The following is a 17,141-nucleotide window of genomic DNA, read 5'->3' on the forward strand; positions in this document are numbered from 1 at the left end:
AGGAGGGATGAAACATTGAACATAGGAATTATAGGGACAGGAAACATGGGGAACATACTAATCGATGCATTTTTAGAGACCCGTGCTGTCAAACCTTCGTGCCTTACAATCATTAATCGGACACCTGCCAAAGCATATCATATAAAAGAAAAATACCCTTCTATTCATATAGCCAAAACAATCCCAGAAGTACTCGAACAATCACAACTTATTTTTATTTGCGTTAAACCAAAAGATATATACCCTATCCTACAAAAATATGCTGAACATTTTTCTGATGAAAAGTGCTTAGTTTCTATCACAAGTCCAATATCTCCATCACAATTAGAGACACTTGTACCTTGCCACGTCGCACGTATCATTCCGAGCATTACAAACCGCGCCCTATCTGGCGCATCATTATTTACATTTGGAAGTAAATGCTCTGAAGAGTGGCAACAAAAACTACTTCGGCTATTCAAAAAAATTTCTACTCCACTTGTAATAGAAGAAGATATAACGCGCGTTTCATCTGATATAGCAAGCTGCGGCCCTGCATTCTTTAGTTATTTATTACAATGTTTCATTAACGCTGCTGTAGATAAAACAAATATTACACATGAAGAAGCTACTACTTTAGTAAGTGAAATGGTCGTTGGAATGGGGAAATTACTTGAAAAAGAGATTTTCACATTACCTACCTTACAAGAAAAGGTATGTGTCAAAGGCGGCGTTACAGGAGAAGGTATTCTAGTTTTAGAAGAACATGTTGGAGATATGTTTCATAAATTAATCGAACGGACACACGAGAAGTTTGATGAAGATTTAAAATGCGTTGATCAGCAATTCAATAAACACACATAATAAATACGCCATCGCCATTCCAAATCCTTTTTATTAATACGTATCTTTTTTATGCTACATTTTCACTAAAACTAGCATTTTTGTACTTTACATGTATCATCTTTTTAATATTCTAGAAATGAAATCAAATCTTTTCTAAAAAACAAAAGCAACCTTATCGGTTGCTTTTGTTTTATCCATTCTTCTTCGCCATAAAAAAGATGCGCTCTGTTTGTTCTGTCACTTCAATTCGTTCAAAGTCTCCTGTGACGCGAAGCACTGTAAATCCAGCCTCTTCAAGCCATTTCGTTAATTCTTCAACCGAATATGCTCGTTGCACGTGACATTCATCAAAACGATGATATACATCTTCTTCTGGATCTTGTACAAAGAATGTCAAATCATGTTCCACACTATTGGATTCTTCTCCAGGGAAACAGTTCCAAATAAGTGATATTTCCTCGCCATTCACTGTATATGTTTCATTTTGAAATACGTGATGTATTTTATATAAAGAGTGTACGTCGAATAAAAACAAGCCATCTTGACGTAAATGATGGAAGACTCTTCTAAACGTTTCTTGCACTCCATCTTCTTGCAATACATAGTTTAACGAATCACAAAAGATTGTTACACAATCAAATTCACCAGGAACATCAAGTTCTCTCATATCTTGTTGGTAAAAAGGAAGAAAATAACCTTCTCCTCCTAATTTCTGCTGTGCGACAGTTAACATTTCTTCTGAAAGATCTACACCAGTTAAATCATAACCTTTTCGCATAAGCGGTAGTGTTACGTTACCAGTTCCACATGCTACATCAAGAATTTTTGCCTCTTTCATGCCCGCATGCTGCAAACTTTCCTCTGTGAACTCTACCCATTTATCATACGGGACATCATTCATCAGTTCGTCATACAGTAATGCAAATTGTTCGTATTTCATTGATCTAACTCTTCAGTAATATCTTCACGTGGTACATCGCCCCATAGACGCTCTAAATTGTAGTGATCACGCTCATCTTTATGGAATACATGAGCAACCACATCACCAAGGTCTACTAATACCCAACGAGCCTCATCAAAACCTTCCATACGTTGTACATTAATTTCGAATTCATGCGCCTTCGCTTTAATTTCACGCGCAATTGCTTGCACCTGTTTATCAGAGTTTCCGTGACAAATAATGAAATAGTCTGCAATTGGTGAAATCCCTTGCATATTTAGTACAACCATATCTTCTGCTCTCTTATCATCAGCTGCTTTTGCTGCTAATACTAATAAATCTTTATCTTTCATTTAATAATTTCCTCCTTGATAACTGCATTGTATGTTTGGAATGTTAATGGATAAATCGTTTGATCTTTTTCCATTAAAAATTGAATTGTTCGCTTTAAAGCAAACAGTAACGCTTGATTTATATCTTTATATGCGAGTTTTCTCGCTTCTTCTACACCAGGAAACTTACGCCCCGGCTCAATGTAATCTGCTACATAAATCACTTTATCTAACATCGTCATTTTCTCATGACCACTTGTATGGTATGTAATAGCTTGCAAAATTTCAGAATCCGTAATGCCTACTTCTTTTTCTACTAAGTATGCCCCAACAGGTGCATGCCATAACTCTTTGTTATAGTGAAGTAGATCCTTCGGCAAACCTTCCCTCTTAATAATCTCTTCCATTTCTGAAATCGCTCTACATTTTGCATAATCATGAAAGATAGCAGCTGTTTCTGCCTTTTTCTCATCTACATCATATAAACGAGCCAGTTCAATCGCTGTTTCCATTACACCTATTGTGTGTACATAACGCTTTTCATGCATTTGTTGTTTCACAATATGAAGTGCTTCCTCACGATTCATACAACCCATTCCTCTCGATATATACCTGTACTTTTTCCGGAAGTAAATATTTGCACGTTTTCTTCTCCATATACCTCTCACGTAACAAAGAAGAAGAAACTGCAAACTCTGGAATTTCCACTTTTACAATATTATAAGGCGTATGCAATGTATAACCTGGTCTCGTAACTCCAACGAAAGTTACAAGTGTAAGTAACTTTTCAATGTTATACCACTTTGGCAAATACTCAACCATATCTCCACCAATAATAAAGTGGAACTGCACATCCGGATACTTTTCCGTTAATTGTAACATAGTGTCATACGTATAAGATGGGCCTTCTCTGTTTAGCTCTTCTAAACAAATTGAAAAGTATGCTTCTTCCTCAGTCGCAAGCTCTAACATCTTTAAACGACTTTCTACACTTGTAATATTCCGCCCTTGTTTATGTGGCGGAATTTGATTTGGCAGGAACCATACTTCTTCCAAGTCCAAAGCGTGATATACTTCATTTGCAATTAGCAAATGCCCATAATGAGGCGGATCAAATGTACCGCCAATGATGCCAATTTTCCTCAAAAGAAACGCCCCTTCCTTTTACATACAGCAACTCTCTTCCTATCAATTCGAAGAGAGTTCACTGTTAATAAAAGTTCAATTGGTTTCGCTCTCTACATCATTAAGCACTAGCAATAAAAGTACCGCATGCTAATCTTTTTATCGAGGAAGCTTAATTTGTTTATTTTCTCTTGATTCTTTATATAAAACAATTGTGCTTCCAATTACTTGAACGATTTCAGCACGTGCACCTTGTGCAAGTTCTTCTGCAACTTCACGACGATCGAATTCACAATTTTGTAGCACGCTCACTTTAAATAATTCACGAACCTCTAATGCTTCTCCAATTTGTTTCACCATATTTTCATTTACGCCGCCTTTTCCAACCTGAAAAATTGGTGTTAAATGATGTGCCTGTGCACGTAAAAATCTTTTTTGTTTTCCTGTTAACATATAATTAGCCTCCAAGCTTTCTCATTACTAATTGTTTCATTCTATCAATATTTGGCACGCGTCCTGTCCACATTTCAAATGCAAGTGCCCCTTGATAAACAAACATATCAATACCATTTTGAATGATTGCACCTTGCTCTTTTGCCTCACATAAAATTTTCGTTTCAAATGGATTATAAATTATATCTGATACAATTGTTGCTTCTTTTAACGAACAAATTTGTAATGGCGTATGTTCGACATGCGGATGCATACCTCTTGTTGTCGTCTGAATGATAATATCATAATTCCCTTGTTCTTCTGTCGCTTTTTCTAACGATAAAGCAACAGAATGAACATCAGCCGCACATGCAGCAATAAGTTCTTTCGCCTTATCGACTGTACGATTTGCTACATCAATTTCTTTCACACCTACATCAGCAAGAGAAAAATAAATAGCTCGGCTAGCACCACCAGCGCCAAGTAATAAAATACGTTTCTCTTGAAGTGGTTCACTACTAATTGACTGTAAGGCTCGGACAAAACCGATTCCATCTGTATTGTAGCCAATTAATTTTCCATCCTTATGAACCACTGTATTTACTGCACCAATTTGCCTTGCTAGTGGGTCAATCTCATCCAAATAATCCATAATAGCAACTTTGTGCGGAGTTGTTACATTAAATCCTGAAATACCTAACGCTTTTAAACCTCTTACTGCTTCCCCTAGCCCTTCTTCTACAAGAAACGCATGATAATGGGCATCCATATTCAAGTGTTCAAATGCATCGTTATGCATAACGGGCGATAATGAATGTCCAATTGGATTTCCGATTACACCATATAATTGTTTCATAAATCCCTCTCCATATTAAATTAAAGATTTACGCAATGAAACACTTACTCCTTTTGGTACGTGAGCAACAATTTTTGCTCCTGATTCGTTTACAGTAACCCATCCTAATCCAGAGAATACAACGTCCGTTTTCGGTTCACGAATATTAAACTCGTATTTCACCAGCTCAGGCATATTTTCTAATTCTTCTGGTGTTGGCGGGCTTAGTAAATCTCCGGCATGATTTTTATACAATTCATCTGCTTTCTCAAGCTTTGTACGATGAATTGTTAAACGATTTGAGAAGTGACAAGTAAACGCACGACGACCACCACTTACATAATCAAAGCGTGCCAATCCACTAAAGAATAATGTTTGTTCCTCATTTAATTGGAATACCATCGGCTTAATTTCTTTTGTTGGTGTAATAAGCTTTAAGCTTTCCTTTCCAACATAATGAGCCATTTGATGGTGGTTAATAATACCTGGCGTATCATATAAAGAAGATTCTTCGTCTAATGGAATATCAATTAAGTCAAGTGTTGTTCCTGGGAAATGAGATGTTGTAATTACATTTTCAGTCTCATCACTAAATTCTTTAATCATACGATTAATAAATGTAGATTTTCCTACATTCGTACATCCAACAACGTAAACATCTTTGCCGTCGCGATAATACTCAATAGCATCCGCTAATTCAGCAATCCCTTGTCCCTTCGCTGCACTAATTAAAAAGACATCCTCTGGCTTTAATCCTAACTGCTTTGCACTATAGCGCATCCAATGCTTTACTTTATCATGTTTTACTGACTTAGGAATTAAATCCACCTTATTTCCTACAAGTAATACTTTATTATTTCCTACAAAACGATGTAAGCCAGGTAACCAGCTACCATTAAAATCAAAAATATCTACAATCTTGACTACTAATGCATCTGACCTTCCAATTCCATTTAGAATGCGTAGGAAGTCATCATCTGTTAGCGATACATCTTGAATTTCATTGTAATGTTTCAAGCGAAAACAGCGTTGACAAATCACTTGCTCTTTTTCTAAAGATGAGGCAGGCGCATACCCAACTTCATTTTTATTTTCTGTTTGAATTTCTACACCGCAACCAATACATTTAATTGTTTCAGTCAAACTTTATTCCTCCCAGTTAATTAAACCTTTTTTCTTCATATTTTTCATAATTCTTCGTTCAATTTTCCGATTAAAGCGAGTCACCAATCCATCAGTTTGCGCTACTGGCACAACTAAGATTGTATGAAGTCCTACACGATTTCCACCAAGCACATCTGTAAGCAACTGATCCCCAATTACTACAACTTCATCCGGCTGCAGGTGCATCTCTTGTATCGCACGCTTAAATGCACGAACAAATGGTTTACGTGCACTATGAATAAATGGAATATTTAATGGATCAGCAAAGTCTTTCACACGTTGCTCATTATTATTCGAAACGACCGTTACTTGAATGCCTTGCTCTTTCATTTTTAAAAACCACTCTTCAAGTTGCGGCGTTGCATTTGGACGATCCCATTCAATTAACGTGTTATCTAAATCAGTAATAACTCCTTTAATTCCACGTTTTTTCAAATCTTCTGGTTGAACATGATATACATTTTTCACATATTCATTTGGTAAAAATAATTTCAATTTCTTTCACCTCTTTGAGGATTTTTCATAAAATTTTTCGACAACATTTTTCGATATACAACCTGTGGATAAAATTGTACACACTTTCCACATTAATTTTTCAGTCAATTTGGAATTTACTAACAATCTATACACAATTTATCCACTGTGGTATGTGGATAACCACTTGTTTGTGACTGTCATATTTTTTTGGTACATTAAATGCAACAACGAATCAATCCTTATATTATTAGGAGGTGACTCACCTTGAAAACAAAACATATGGAACAGTTATCTACTGAGTTACTCACTGAGTCTTATTATAAAGCAAAAGAACTAAAATTAAATCCCGACTTCATTTTACTTATAAAACAAGAAATTATTAGACGCTCATTAGAGGACAAGCTTGCCAAATCTTCTTGAGTACATATAGATTACTAATAACCTGTAAAAAGAGCCATCCTACGATGGCTCTCGAATAAACAAGTACTCCCATCTAGGGGGATTTCATCATTAAGCATCTTTGTCCATAACTCTTATTTACGATTATAAAATCTTCTCTTTACTTGTGAGTTAATCGAGTAGCAATTTTTTCACCGAGACGAAGTTCTTGTCCGCTCTTCAAATTCTGCACTACTTCTATCATATCTTTTTCAAACAATAATACAACTGTTGAACCAAATGTAAAGTATGCCATTTCTTCACCTTTTTGAACAGTACTTCTTTCATGCAAAAGCTCAATACTATTAACAAACATAGCCCCTACTTTTACAAGTGCCATATGTTCGCCGTCACTATTCACTTCTGTAACAGAACGATAATTTTTTGACAGTGGTTCTTTACCGTATTCCATACCAGCTGCATTTACCGGATATGATTTTCTACCGAGTACAAATCTTTCAGTCACAGCCCCAGAAAGTGGACTATGAATGCGATGATAATGACTTGGACTCAAATAAATGACCATGTATGTACCGCCTGCATATCGCTTTGCACGTTCTTCATTACCTAGCATATCCACAATTGAATAACGCTTACCTTTAATATCAAATGTTTTTGTATCCTCAATAGGACCGTGGTCAGCAAAAACACCATCAACAGGGCTAACGATACTCGATGTATCTGTATCAATACTACGCTTCCCTTCTTTTAGCCTACGCGTAAATAAGTCATGCAATGTTCTATATTCCTTCAAACCCTTTTCCATCTCATCTTGATTAATTTGAAAAACTTTCGCATATGATGGAATTATGATGGAGCTCAAACGAGATTGTGCAAATTTACGTAATATATAAGAAGTAAAGCGACCATTTGTAAGTTCTATCATAAGTCGATATAATGTACGTCGCAAATTGCGAAACCTCCTAACCAGTCTATAACTTTAGTTTTCCCTTATTTTCTTTCTATATCATATGTAAAACTGGTTCTTATTCCCACATATCATATAGAACTGTTCATTATGCAAATCGAAAACTAAGTTAAGTATGGTATTATTCTTAAATTGTTTAGCACCCTCTAATATTACAGATAGAATCCGTCATTTTCAACAGTGAACATGTATTTCTTCTTAATACAACTCGTTTTCTTTCCTTATTTACAAAAAGAAAAGCAGCCCATTTTAAAATTTGGCTGCTTGCAATGCACATTATTCTTTCGCTTTTTTCTCTTTCTCTGCTCTTACAAATTCATGGAACATTTTCATTAACGCACGCTTTTCAATTCTTGATACGTAGCTCCTTGAAATACCAAGTGCCTTCGCAATCTCCCGCTGCGTTTTCTCCTTATCAAGCCCAAGTCCAAAGCGCTTTACGATAACTTCTTTCTCTCGTTCGTCTAAAATATCGATATACTCTTTAATCTTTTCTAACTCCATACTAAGCTGAATCATATCAATTACATCTTCAGACTCAGATTTTAATATATCAATAAGCGATATTTCATTCCCCTCTTTATCTTGCCCGATCGGATCATGAAGTGAAACGTCTTTTTTCGTTTTCTTTAGTACACGTAAATGCATCAAAATTTCGTTTTCAATACAGCGTGCTGCATACGTCGCAAGCTTTGTTCCTTTCCCTGCTGAATAACTCTCAATTGCTTTAATGAGCCCAATTGTACCAATTGAAATTAAATCTTCTGCATCTTCTCCTGTGTTTTCAAATTTTTTAACGATATGAGCTACAAGCCGTAAATTATGTTCAATTAAAAGATTTCTCGCTTGAGCATCACCTTGCTCCATTAACTCTAAGTACTTTCTCTCATCATCTGATGATAACGGCTGCGGGAACGCATTGTTCTTCACATAAGAAACAAAGACAAACACTTCTCGAACCATATATCCAATTGCGGCGAATAGACTCAAACCTTTCACCTCCGCCAAAATAGTGGTCTTTATTATGTGTATGTGGGCGTGAGGTTGTTTGTGTCTGTACGATATCATTCCAATATGTTTTTACGCATAATATTTGTCTCAAAAAGCTTTGCTACATATACTTAAACAAAAGATTGGAGAGTGGAATATGAAACATTTCATTACCCTCTTGTTCATAAGTAGCTGGTAAGAGATGAACTCCTTGTACGCTCTTGCAAGCTACTTGTACTACAAGGAGGGATTATACAAATATGAAATTTGAAAGAACACGTGCTTATACAAGGCACCAACGTCAGCGTACGATGCGCCGAAAGATGATTATCGTAAAACATGCATGGGGACATACACCTAAAACAGCTGGTATTTTTGCAAAAGGAAAAATTCACTGTTCCTGTGGAATGTGCACAACAAAGTGGAGAACAGAAGGACCACCTGCTAGTGTACAAAAGTGGTTATACAAAATCGATATATACGAAGAATAAATCGTTATTTCTAAAAAAAGGTCTTCTCTCGAAGACCTTTTCCTTATTCACTCCAAATTTTCTCCCCAGTATGCGCATCAATATAACGAATTTCTCGACTACAATCGAAGGATTCTTTATGATTTTCATCCGTTGTTTGTTTATACAGTAGTACGTAGTTCGTTTCCTCTACATCATTTTCTAAAAACCATTCTAAATTCACTCGCATGGCCCCTCTGTATATTTCTAGCGCTTTTTCTTTTGTTATTTTTATTGTTGTTTCATATGTAAGTAATTCTTTTATAAATTTGCTAGACTCTCCGGAGTAGTGCATCACAGCACCATTTTCTGCATTGATATTGACTCTAAATTGGTTATACTCTGCTGGAATACCATTCACATATACGGAAAAGGTAAACCTTTCAATCCCATCTTCTGCTTCTTCACGTTCTTCCCAAAGGCGTAGATATTGTGTGACATCTGGAATAACTTGTTCCAAAAATTGAAGTGCTTTTTGTATGCATTCCTCTCTAGACAGTATTTGCTTTACTTCATTATCGTCTGTCAGTTTTATAAAACCAGTTAATTCATTGGTAGATTTATCAATCATAATGCCAACAAAATTATTATATTTTAACATCGGTAAATGCTTTTTAAAAAATTCATTCATTAAATATGGATTCTTTTCTTCTTTCTGTTTCTGTAATTCCTCTTTCGGAACAAATTTCATCCTTATTTCATAATCATTTTCCTTCTCAGCAACTTTTGTAAAATTTTCTTTATCCCAATCAAACAAATCGAATATATCATCTTGTCGAATACCTTTTTTCGGGTTTTCAACAGCTACAGTTAGAGGCAATTTATAATGATCTGTTCCAAACAAATCTTTACCTGTACTTGCATCAATAAACGCATGACTAGGTTCTGGTTCATATACGAGATGATACCCTTTTACTTCCTCACCATTTTCATATTTACATGAGGAATGTGTTAAATCTACAAATACAAGTCTCATATCTTGTCTAGCTTTCAGATTTTCTAAAACGACGTTCTCCTCAACAATTTCACTTGGCCATAACGGTTTTTTCTCAATAGCTTTTTGTCCATTATAACGAAAATGTACAACATTGCCTGAAGGATGAACTCGCACAACACACCCTGCATTCCGTAATGGGTAGCCATTCACTTCTTGCATATAATTTACTTCTTTCCACCCACGCCTGTCATCCTTAACCGTTATATATGTATAAAACTCATATCCTTCTTTTGTATATTTTTTTAAGAATGCATTTGCAATCTCTCTTGCTTTATTCTCATCTATCGCTTCCTTACCACTCGAAAAATAAATTTCATCATCTATACTAAATTCAATTAAATTACCAGTATGTCTATTCAACGTAATTTGTATCGTTCTCTCCTCATCCTCTTTATGCTCCCACCATACTAGATGATATGGGTCATCCACACCTTCTTGATCATCTACAACAAGCCTATATTCATCTGGAATGTCAATCATATGAGCCACTTGCTCTTTTCTTTCTTTATCTTTTTGATTCATCATACCTCTCCCTGCGTTACAATTTAAGGTAATTATAACAAACAAATCCAAAACTTATTAATAAAAAAAGACTAGAGAAATCTCTAGTCTTTTACTTCGTTTCACGATGTAACGTTACTCGCTTTAATCGTGGACAATATTTTTTTAGTTCGATGCGCTCGGGATTGTTTCGTTTATTTTTTTTAGAAATGTAATTACGATCACCGCACTCCGTACAAGCTAATGTAATATTTACACGCATATGTAATTCTCCTCTCTTTCAAAGATTGCAACTAAAACGTAATGATTACGATTTATATATTATATAACTTCATTCTATTTGTCAATCACACAACAAAAGGATTCTAAATAGAACCCTTTTGTTTTTAGTAATCTATCATTTTGATTAAAACGATTCGTATGTAACGAACTCGCTAATTGGCTTTCGATATCCTCTAGGACGAATTTTAGTGGTATCACTTTTCCCTATCGTAACCATTAAAACAGGTACTATATGCCCTGGCATATTCAACTCATTTTGTACTGCTTTTTCATCAAAACCAATCATTGGACACGTATCATAGCCGTAATATTTAGCAGCGTACATAAAAGTCATTGCGCTTAACGAAGCATTTCTAATCGCTTCCTCTTCCATGAAGCGCTCTCCTTTTCTTTCATATAACCCTTTCGTTTGCCTAATTGTATCTTCATATTCACATTCATCAATCATTTTTAAAACCTTCATACCAAAATAAATATTTTCAACATTTTGATACGCTCTCTTATCACCACAAACAAGCACTACAGCAGATGCACTCGCTACTTTATATTGTCCGAAAGCTAATTCTTTTAATTTTTCTTTTCGCTCTTGATCACGAATTACGACATAATGTGCATGTTGCAAATTATAACAAGAGGGGGAAAGCTTTGTTAACTCAAATATTTTTTTAAAATCCTCATCAGGGATTTCTATGCCTTGTATAAATTTCATTGCGGAACGCCTAGCAGTTGCCAATTCTTCAAAGTTCAACATATATCCTCCTTAATAACTATAAATTTAAATATACATTAATTTATACAAATGAATAAATCAAATTAAAACACTTTAAATTACAGATAATAATTATGATTTACAAAAAAAAAGACAAAAAGCTGAAACAATTAGTTCATACGAAATTCACATGAATCTATTACTATAGAAGTTGTACATAGTGAATTTATTAACAATCACGTTTACTCATATAGAATCTCACTCGAAAGGAGTTGAAAGTATGAAAACTAAATATCGTTTTATGATCTCATCATTTGCTGCTTGCGCTTATATGATTTGGTATTTAGTATAAATAACAACCTCACTTGTAAATAGGAAAAGGTGTGTATATAAATGGAATATAATCAATCAACAGTTAACTACTGGAAAGCTTTTGTATTACCGTATACATTTGCTTTAGAAGAGTTAAAAACAAAATTTGAAATTATGAACCGGGAAGCTCAATTTTTAGAGGATTACAACCCGTTTGAACATATAAAAACTAGACTAAAACAACCTGAAAGTATTATAAAAAAGCTAGAGCGAAAAAACTTATTGCCAACAATTGAAAATGCTCAAACAAATTTGCAAGATATCATTGGTATTCGTATTACATGTTGCTTCGTAGAAGACATCTATCATTTAAAAGAAGTAATTCAAAAGCGTGAGGATATGGAAGTCATAGAAGTAAAAGATTATATCGCTAACCCAAAAGGAAACGGATATAAAAGTTTACACATGATTATTAAGTATCCCTTATCACTAAATTCTGGTACAAAAGATGTATTTGCAGAAATTCAGTTACGTACACTTGCAATGGACTTTTGGGCAAGTTTAGAACATAAACTTTATTATAAATATGAAGGAAATATACCTGAATATTTAAAAGATGAACTACATGATGCAGCAATGAAAGCTGAAGATCTTGATAATAAAATGGCAACCATTCGCCAAGATATTGATGACATTGAAGCATGCTCAAATCAAATTCTGTTACCACTATAAAAAAGGTTCTCTTCAAGGAGAACCTTTTTTATTTCTTCTCTATCGTGCGGACCTCTTCGATCTTCCAGGTCTCATCTTCTTTTCCAAGCGCATACTGTACTTTCTTTTGAATAGCAATTTCCCCATCTAATTCTTTTTCCTTTGTTTCAACAATGATATATCCTGCTTTACTAGCTTTCATATCTATATGTTCCAATTCAATTTTTTTATTTCCTTTTTGAAAAGCTGCTTCTTTTTGTGTTTTTAAGTCTTCGGCACTAGGTAGCTTCTTTGAAAATAACTCCATATGTTCAGCAAATTTTCGTTCATTCGTCGTCCGTACAAATGCCTCAATAACATCTTGAATAGACTGTTCTTCCTCTTTCGTTATCTGTACTTTTTCTTCAATTTTTTTCGTAGTAGGTTTTTGTTCTATATTATTCTCTTGAGGTTGACATCCAACTAGCAATAATACAAAGAATAGAAGAAAACTTAAATTCCGTAAAAAAAATCTCATCTGTCCATCTCCTAAAAAGAAAAGTGAGGCATTTTGCCTCACTTTCGTTCATAATTAGCGTCTTCCTTTATTCGGGTCGCCACCACCAACAATATCAAAGACACGTTTCGCTATATTTGTATTCTCTTGAACACCGGAGAATAAGTATTTACCTGGTCCAAATGCATATACGTTTACATCTTCACCTGTATGTCCACCTGTTGTCCACCCTGTAACCGAACGCTTATTGAAGATATCTTCAATCGCATTATCAATCTTCGTTACATCTTTTGATGGAGCTATATCATTTACAGCTTTAATTTCTTCTGGTGTTAATTGTAAATCGATATATTTTTTCAATGTTTCTTCTACATTTGCACCTTTTGCAATCTCATTTGCCATAAAGTCTGGTGTACGTTTTGCAGCTTTAATTGGATCTACTTTAAAGTTGTACTCACCATTCGCACCTAGAGATAATCCACCTGTAGCGTGGTCTGCGGTTGCAACGACTAACGTATTTTTATCTTTTTTCGCAAACTCAATCGCTGCTTTAAATGCTTTTTCAAAGTCCTCCATTTCACTCATTGCACCGACAATATCATTATCATGCCCAGCCCAGTCGATTTGACTTCCTTCAACCATTAAGAAGAAACCATCTTTGTTTTTGTTTAAACGTTCAATTGCTGCATTCGTCATTTCTTCTAGTGAAGGTGTTTTCTCATTGCGATCAATCATTTTATCTAAACCGCCTGGTGCAAATAAACCAAGGATTTGATCATTTTTATCATTTAACAATTGATCTCGATCTGTTACGTAGCTATAACCAGATTTCTTAAACTCTTCTGTAAGATTACGATCTTTTCTAACAAAGTTCTTTACACCGCCGCCAAGCATAACATCAACTTTATGCTTCCCTTTAATTTTTTCATCAAAATAATCATTTGCAATTGCGTCCATATTTTTACGGCTAATATCATGAGCACCGAAAGCAGCTGGTGTTGCATGTGTAATTTCAGAAGTCGCAACAAGTCCCGTTGATTTCCCTTTTTCTTTCGCTTGTTCAAGAACAGTTTTCACTTCTGCTTTATCATTATCAACCGCAATTGCCGCATTATATGTTTTAATCCCTGCTGACATAGCTGTTGCCGCTGATGCAGAGTCTGTAATATTTTCATGTTCATCTTCCGGATATGTTTTTTGTGTTCCTACAAGATGCTTATCAAATTCTGTAGATTCCATCTCGAATGTTTTTGGATTATCCTTCATATAACGATGAGCCGTCATATATGAAGGACCCATGCCATCTCCAATTAACACAATAACATTTTTAATCTTTGCATTGTTTCCGCTCTCATCTGCATTAACCTCACTAGAACGTGTAAAATTCCATGTTGCTACCGAAGTAACTGCTAACGACGCCACAACTGCAAATGGCCATGCTTTTTTTACAAACTTTTTCACTTTCTTGTCCCCCTAATTAGGTTATTCATTTCCCACTATCAAATTTAATAGAAGACTGTTAAGGGAAAATTAGTTATATGTAAATTTTTTGTTAACTTATGTAAATATAAGTTATAATTTGTATAAGTTTGTCTTTTCATATCAAGCATCGTTCCCTTTACAATCTAAATATAAACAAGTTGGATTCCCTTTAACGTAAACCTCTTATTTTACATTTCGAATCTATTTTTATGAAAACAAATAGAAATGTGGTGTACTTTTATGAAAATAGTAAAGCTAAATGAATCTTTCATTGTTGAATTACTCAATCTTTGCAAATCTGTTGGATGGTTACAAGATGAAATCTTTATGAAAAAACAATTCAAAATGTACCTCTCTATTGGCACACTTGTAGGTTATATTCATGAAAATAAACTCATTGCAACTGGAGGTGTATTTCCCTTTACAAGTAGCTTTTCTTCCATTGGCATGTTAATCGTTCATCCTCATTTTCAAGGACGAGGAATTGGACGTATGTTACTAGATAGCTGTTTGAAACACGCTCACTCAAAACAACCAATTGCACTTATTGCAACAAAAGCTGGCGAGCCCTTATACACATCATGCGGATTTCAAACAGTAACGACGATACATCGTTTTGAAAAACAAACTACTAAGACGAATACCGTTCAAACACAACAAGTGAAAGAAAAAGACCTTATCTCTATTACCTCTCTCGATGAAATTGTAACTGGTGCCAATCGCTCTCTACTCTACTCATTATTATTACCAAGAGCTGTACACTCTTTTAAAATTGAGAGAAATAACTGTATAGAAGCTTTTTCCTTCTGTATACAGAAAGGGAATATTTTATGTATCAATCCACTTATCGCAAAACAAGAGGAAGATGCTATTCGATTATTAAAAAAGATTTGTGAGTGTTGGCATGGTATCGTACGAATTGATGTCCCGCATTCACAATTTACATTTCGTAACTTTCTTCAAACAGACAATTTCCAAGAAACGCTCCTTTCACCTCTTATGATAAAAAATGGTAGCCAACTTCCTGGAAATCGTAATATGCTATTTGCTGTGATAGATACAGCATTATGTTAGAAAGGAGACAACTAATTGAAGCAGTTTAGCTATTTTATGGTAGGTTGTCTTACTCTTACACTATTAGTAGGATGTAGTGCAGCAGAAAAGCCAGTAGAACAAGTAAAACAAGTTAAAAATACAATTACAGCAAAACTAGCTACCGAGGAAAAAATGGTAGAAATAGACGGTCAAACGATTTACTTTAAAAAAATCGGTAATGAAAAACCACCTTTACTTATGATCCATGGATTTGGAGGATCATCAGATGGTTTCCAAAAGATTTATTCCGATTTAGCAAAAGATCATACGATTATTTCTGTAGATGCTTTAGGATTCGGGCGTTCATCTAAGCCGATGGATTTTTATTATTCTTTCCCAACTCATGCAAATTTGTATTATAAGTTAATGAAAAAACTAGGGTATGATTCATTCGCAATATTAGGGCATTCGATGGGTGGAGAAATTTCTCTTAATTTAACATATTTATACCCTGAAGCGGTTACCCACCTTATTTTAACTGACGCTACAGGTGGCCCTCATACATTCGTTCATAAACAAGGATCACCAAAGCCACAGTTGTCGACTGATTTAAGTGCCGTTTCTTCAATTGCAGATTATGATGAGAGCAAAGTGAAATTCAAGCGTAATGATGAAGAGCATTATAATAAAATGAAGTTATGGCCTAGACGACTTAAAATCAATGCAAATGAAATGAAACAACCAACTTTAATTATATGGGGAAGAAATGATAGTAGCGTTTCTTGGAAAGAAGGAGAAACGTATCACCAATTCTTAACAAACAGCACTTTACATATTATTGAAAAAGGTTATCACGCACCATTTCGCCAAGAACCACAAGAATTTGTAGGGTATGTAAAAGACTTCTTTAACAATAATCCGATCCAATTTGAAAAATAACATAAACGGGTATCTCATTTTGAGATACCCGTTTTCATATATTAAGCAGCTTGCTTTTGACGTTTTTGAGTTTTTGATCCCAATACTTTCGGGATAATGAAACCATCCATTCCAAATTTCCCAGCGTTCATACCGGAAACAAGAACAAACATAGATAAGATAACCATCTCAGGGTTCACACCGATTGACCCACTAAACATATAGGAAAAGTTCATTACAAGGCCAAAAAAGACCGCTGTTTTTGTTAAACAGCCTACAATTAAACCAATTCCAACTAAAATTTCTCCCCATGTTACAAGTGTATTAAACAAATCTACATTTGGAATTGCAAATTCTTGTAAAAATGATGCCCACCAAGATTGAACAGCCGGTTGTGCTCCTTTAGATTTTTCAATTGCACCTTGTAAATAACCCGTTGCATCGAATCCTTTTCCTTGTAGTTTACCAATTCCAGCCATTAACCATGTGTAACCAAGATATACTCGAATTACTGCTAATACAAAAGAAACTGCTTTGTTTTCTCTTAAAAATTGAATAACCATATCTTCCTCCTAAAGGTGTAATTAAGTCAGTTACAGATAATATAATAACATTAGTTACTTATTTTTCAAACGTTAATTATGAATAATTCGTGTCATACATATTAAACATTAAAAACTAACGTTTATATAGTAACTTTTAT

The 17,141-nt window shown here is 34.7% G+C and carries 22 protein-coding genes; 6 read left to right on the top strand and 16 right to left on the bottom strand.

Translation table 11 applies throughout. From position 1 onward, the window contains the following. The first annotated feature begins 15 nt into the window (after nt 1-15). Nucleotides 16-843 carry a late competence protein ComER gene (gene comER / locus ACUN26_RS18275; protein WP_001020544.1) on the top strand — a complete coding sequence of 276 codons (828 nt, stop codon included), beginning with the start codon at nt 16-18 and terminating at the stop codon, nt 841-843. Between the two features lie 172 nt (nt 844-1,015). Here comER and ACUN26_RS18280 read toward each other — a convergent pair whose 3' ends face one another. From ACUN26_RS18280 to ACUN26_RS18315, 8 genes are all read right to left on the bottom strand, one after another. Continuing rightward, the gene (locus ACUN26_RS18280) at nt 1,016-1,765 is read right to left on the bottom strand and encodes a class I SAM-dependent methyltransferase (RefSeq protein WP_000873061.1); all 750 of its coding nucleotides are present in this window, start codon (nt 1,763-1,765) and stop codon (nt 1,016-1,018) included. Next, the gene (gene rsfS, locus ACUN26_RS18285) at nt 1,762-2,118 is read right to left on the bottom strand and encodes a ribosome silencing factor (RefSeq protein ID WP_000653199.1); all 357 of its coding nucleotides are present in this window, start codon (nt 2,116-2,118) and stop codon (nt 1,762-1,764) included. Before rsfS ends, ACUN26_RS18280 begins: the two co-directional genes overlap by 4 nt. Next, nucleotides 2,115-2,684, bottom strand: a complete 570-nt coding sequence (yqeK, locus tag ACUN26_RS18290) for a bis(5'-nucleosyl)-tetraphosphatase (symmetrical) YqeK (RefSeq protein ID WP_001078254.1) — start codon at nt 2,682-2,684, stop codon at nt 2,115-2,117. Before yqeK ends, rsfS begins: the two co-directional genes overlap by 4 nt. Then, nucleotides 2,674-3,243, bottom strand: a complete 570-nt coding sequence (locus ACUN26_RS18295) for a nicotinate-nucleotide adenylyltransferase (RefSeq protein WP_001226034.1) — start codon at nt 3,241-3,243, stop codon at nt 2,674-2,676. The genes yqeK and ACUN26_RS18295 overlap by 11 nt, the downstream gene beginning before the upstream one ends. A gap of 138 nt (nt 3,244-3,381) precedes the next feature. Further along, complete coding sequence (gene yhbY / locus ACUN26_RS18300; protein WP_000955228.1) at nt 3,382-3,675, bottom strand: ribosome assembly RNA-binding protein YhbY; 294 nt, start codon at nt 3,673-3,675, stop codon at nt 3,382-3,384. Nucleotides 3,676-3,679: 4 nt separating this feature from the next. Continuing rightward, nucleotides 3,680-4,510, bottom strand: a complete 831-nt coding sequence (gene aroE / locus ACUN26_RS18305; protein ID WP_000812080.1) for a shikimate dehydrogenase — start codon at nt 4,508-4,510, stop codon at nt 3,680-3,682. 15 nt (nt 4,511-4,525) lie between these two features. Further along, nucleotides 4,526-5,632, bottom strand: coding sequence for a ribosome biogenesis GTPase YqeH (gene yqeH, locus ACUN26_RS18310; RefSeq protein ID WP_000140804.1), 1,107 nt, complete (start codon nt 5,630-5,632; stop codon nt 4,526-4,528). A gap of 3 nt (nt 5,633-5,635) precedes the next feature. Further along, nucleotides 5,636-6,148: a YqeG family HAD IIIA-type phosphatase gene (locus ACUN26_RS18315; RefSeq protein ID WP_000765312.1), complete on the bottom strand. Its 513-nt coding sequence runs from the start codon at nt 6,146-6,148 to the stop codon at nt 5,636-5,638. Nucleotides 6,149-6,394: 246 nt separating this feature from the next. On the opposite strand from ACUN26_RS18315, the gene ACUN26_RS18320 reads away from it, so the two are divergent. Continuing rightward, nucleotides 6,395-6,550, top strand: coding sequence for a sporulation histidine kinase inhibitor Sda (locus tag ACUN26_RS18320; RefSeq protein ID WP_000850093.1), 156 nt, complete (start codon nt 6,395-6,397; stop codon nt 6,548-6,550). Between the two features lie 139 nt (nt 6,551-6,689). On the opposite strand, the gene ACUN26_RS18325 is transcribed toward ACUN26_RS18320, so the two are convergent. Then, nucleotides 6,690-7,478 carry a phosphatidylserine decarboxylase gene (locus tag ACUN26_RS18325; protein WP_001254986.1) on the bottom strand — a complete coding sequence of 263 codons (789 nt, stop codon included), beginning with the start codon at nt 7,476-7,478 and terminating at the stop codon, nt 6,690-6,692. 294 nt (nt 7,479-7,772) lie between these two features. Next, a complete protein-coding gene (sigK, locus tag ACUN26_RS18330) occupies nt 7,773-8,486 on the bottom strand; it encodes an RNA polymerase sporulation sigma factor SigK (RefSeq protein WP_000051382.1) in 714 nt (237 codons plus the stop codon). A gap of 260 nt (nt 8,487-8,746) precedes the next feature. Here sigK and ACUN26_RS18335 point away from each other — a divergent pair, with 260 nt between their 5' ends. Continuing rightward, nucleotides 8,747-8,977: a hypothetical protein gene (locus ACUN26_RS18335; RefSeq protein ID WP_000667452.1), complete on the top strand. Its 231-nt coding sequence runs from the start codon at nt 8,747-8,749 to the stop codon at nt 8,975-8,977. Nucleotides 8,978-9,020: 43 nt separating this feature from the next. Here ACUN26_RS18335 and ACUN26_RS18340 read toward each other — a convergent pair whose 3' ends face one another. The 3 genes from ACUN26_RS18340 to ACUN26_RS18350 form a co-directional block, all read right to left on the bottom strand. Then, nucleotides 9,021-10,517 (bottom strand): YcdB/YcdC domain-containing protein, encoded by a 1,497-nt coding sequence (locus ACUN26_RS18340; RefSeq protein WP_002039625.1) that lies wholly within the window; start codon nt 10,515-10,517, stop codon nt 9,021-9,023. 88 nt (nt 10,518-10,605) lie between these two features. After that, nucleotides 10,606-10,755, bottom strand: coding sequence for a 50S ribosomal protein L33 (gene rpmG, locus ACUN26_RS18345; protein WP_001265617.1), 150 nt, complete (start codon nt 10,753-10,755; stop codon nt 10,606-10,608). 144 nt (nt 10,756-10,899) lie between these two features. After that, nucleotides 10,900-11,526, bottom strand: a complete 627-nt coding sequence (locus ACUN26_RS18350) for a nitroreductase family protein (RefSeq protein ID WP_000931468.1) — start codon at nt 11,524-11,526, stop codon at nt 10,900-10,902. Nucleotides 11,527-11,877: 351 nt separating this feature from the next. On the opposite strand from ACUN26_RS18350, the gene ACUN26_RS18355 reads away from it, so the two are divergent. Beyond that, nucleotides 11,878-12,528 carry a GTP pyrophosphokinase gene (locus ACUN26_RS18355; RefSeq protein ID WP_000456209.1) on the top strand — a complete coding sequence of 217 codons (651 nt, stop codon included), beginning with the start codon at nt 11,878-11,880 and terminating at the stop codon, nt 12,526-12,528. 28 nt (nt 12,529-12,556) lie between these two features. On the opposite strand, the gene ACUN26_RS18360 is transcribed toward ACUN26_RS18355, so the two are convergent. Together ACUN26_RS18360 and ACUN26_RS18365 are read right to left on the bottom strand one after the other, a co-directional pair. Continuing rightward, nucleotides 12,557-13,024: a hypothetical protein gene (locus tag ACUN26_RS18360; protein WP_001210408.1), complete on the bottom strand. Its 468-nt coding sequence runs from the start codon at nt 13,022-13,024 to the stop codon at nt 12,557-12,559. 54 nt (nt 13,025-13,078) lie between these two features. Then, a complete protein-coding gene (locus ACUN26_RS18365; RefSeq protein ID WP_000714919.1) occupies nt 13,079-14,464 on the bottom strand; it encodes an alkaline phosphatase in 1,386 nt (461 codons plus the stop codon). A gap of 261 nt (nt 14,465-14,725) precedes the next feature. On the opposite strand from ACUN26_RS18365, the gene ACUN26_RS18370 reads away from it, so the two are divergent. Continuing rightward, nucleotides 14,726-15,559: a GNAT family N-acetyltransferase gene (locus ACUN26_RS18370; protein WP_000706708.1), complete on the top strand. Its 834-nt coding sequence runs from the start codon at nt 14,726-14,728 to the stop codon at nt 15,557-15,559. 15 nt (nt 15,560-15,574) lie between these two features. After that, nucleotides 15,575-16,459 carry an alpha/beta fold hydrolase gene (locus tag ACUN26_RS18375; protein WP_000808868.1) on the top strand — a complete coding sequence of 295 codons (885 nt, stop codon included), beginning with the start codon at nt 15,575-15,577 and terminating at the stop codon, nt 16,457-16,459. A 41-nt stretch (nt 16,460-16,500) separates the two neighbouring features. Here the strand turns inward: ACUN26_RS18375 and ACUN26_RS18380 are convergent, their stop codons facing one another. After that, nucleotides 16,501-17,001: a DoxX family protein gene (locus ACUN26_RS18380; RefSeq protein ID WP_000236610.1), complete on the bottom strand. Its 501-nt coding sequence runs from the start codon at nt 16,999-17,001 to the stop codon at nt 16,501-16,503. Nucleotides 17,002-17,141: the final 140 nt, after the last annotated feature.

Source organism: Bacillus sp. WC2503 (assembly GCF_052682895.1).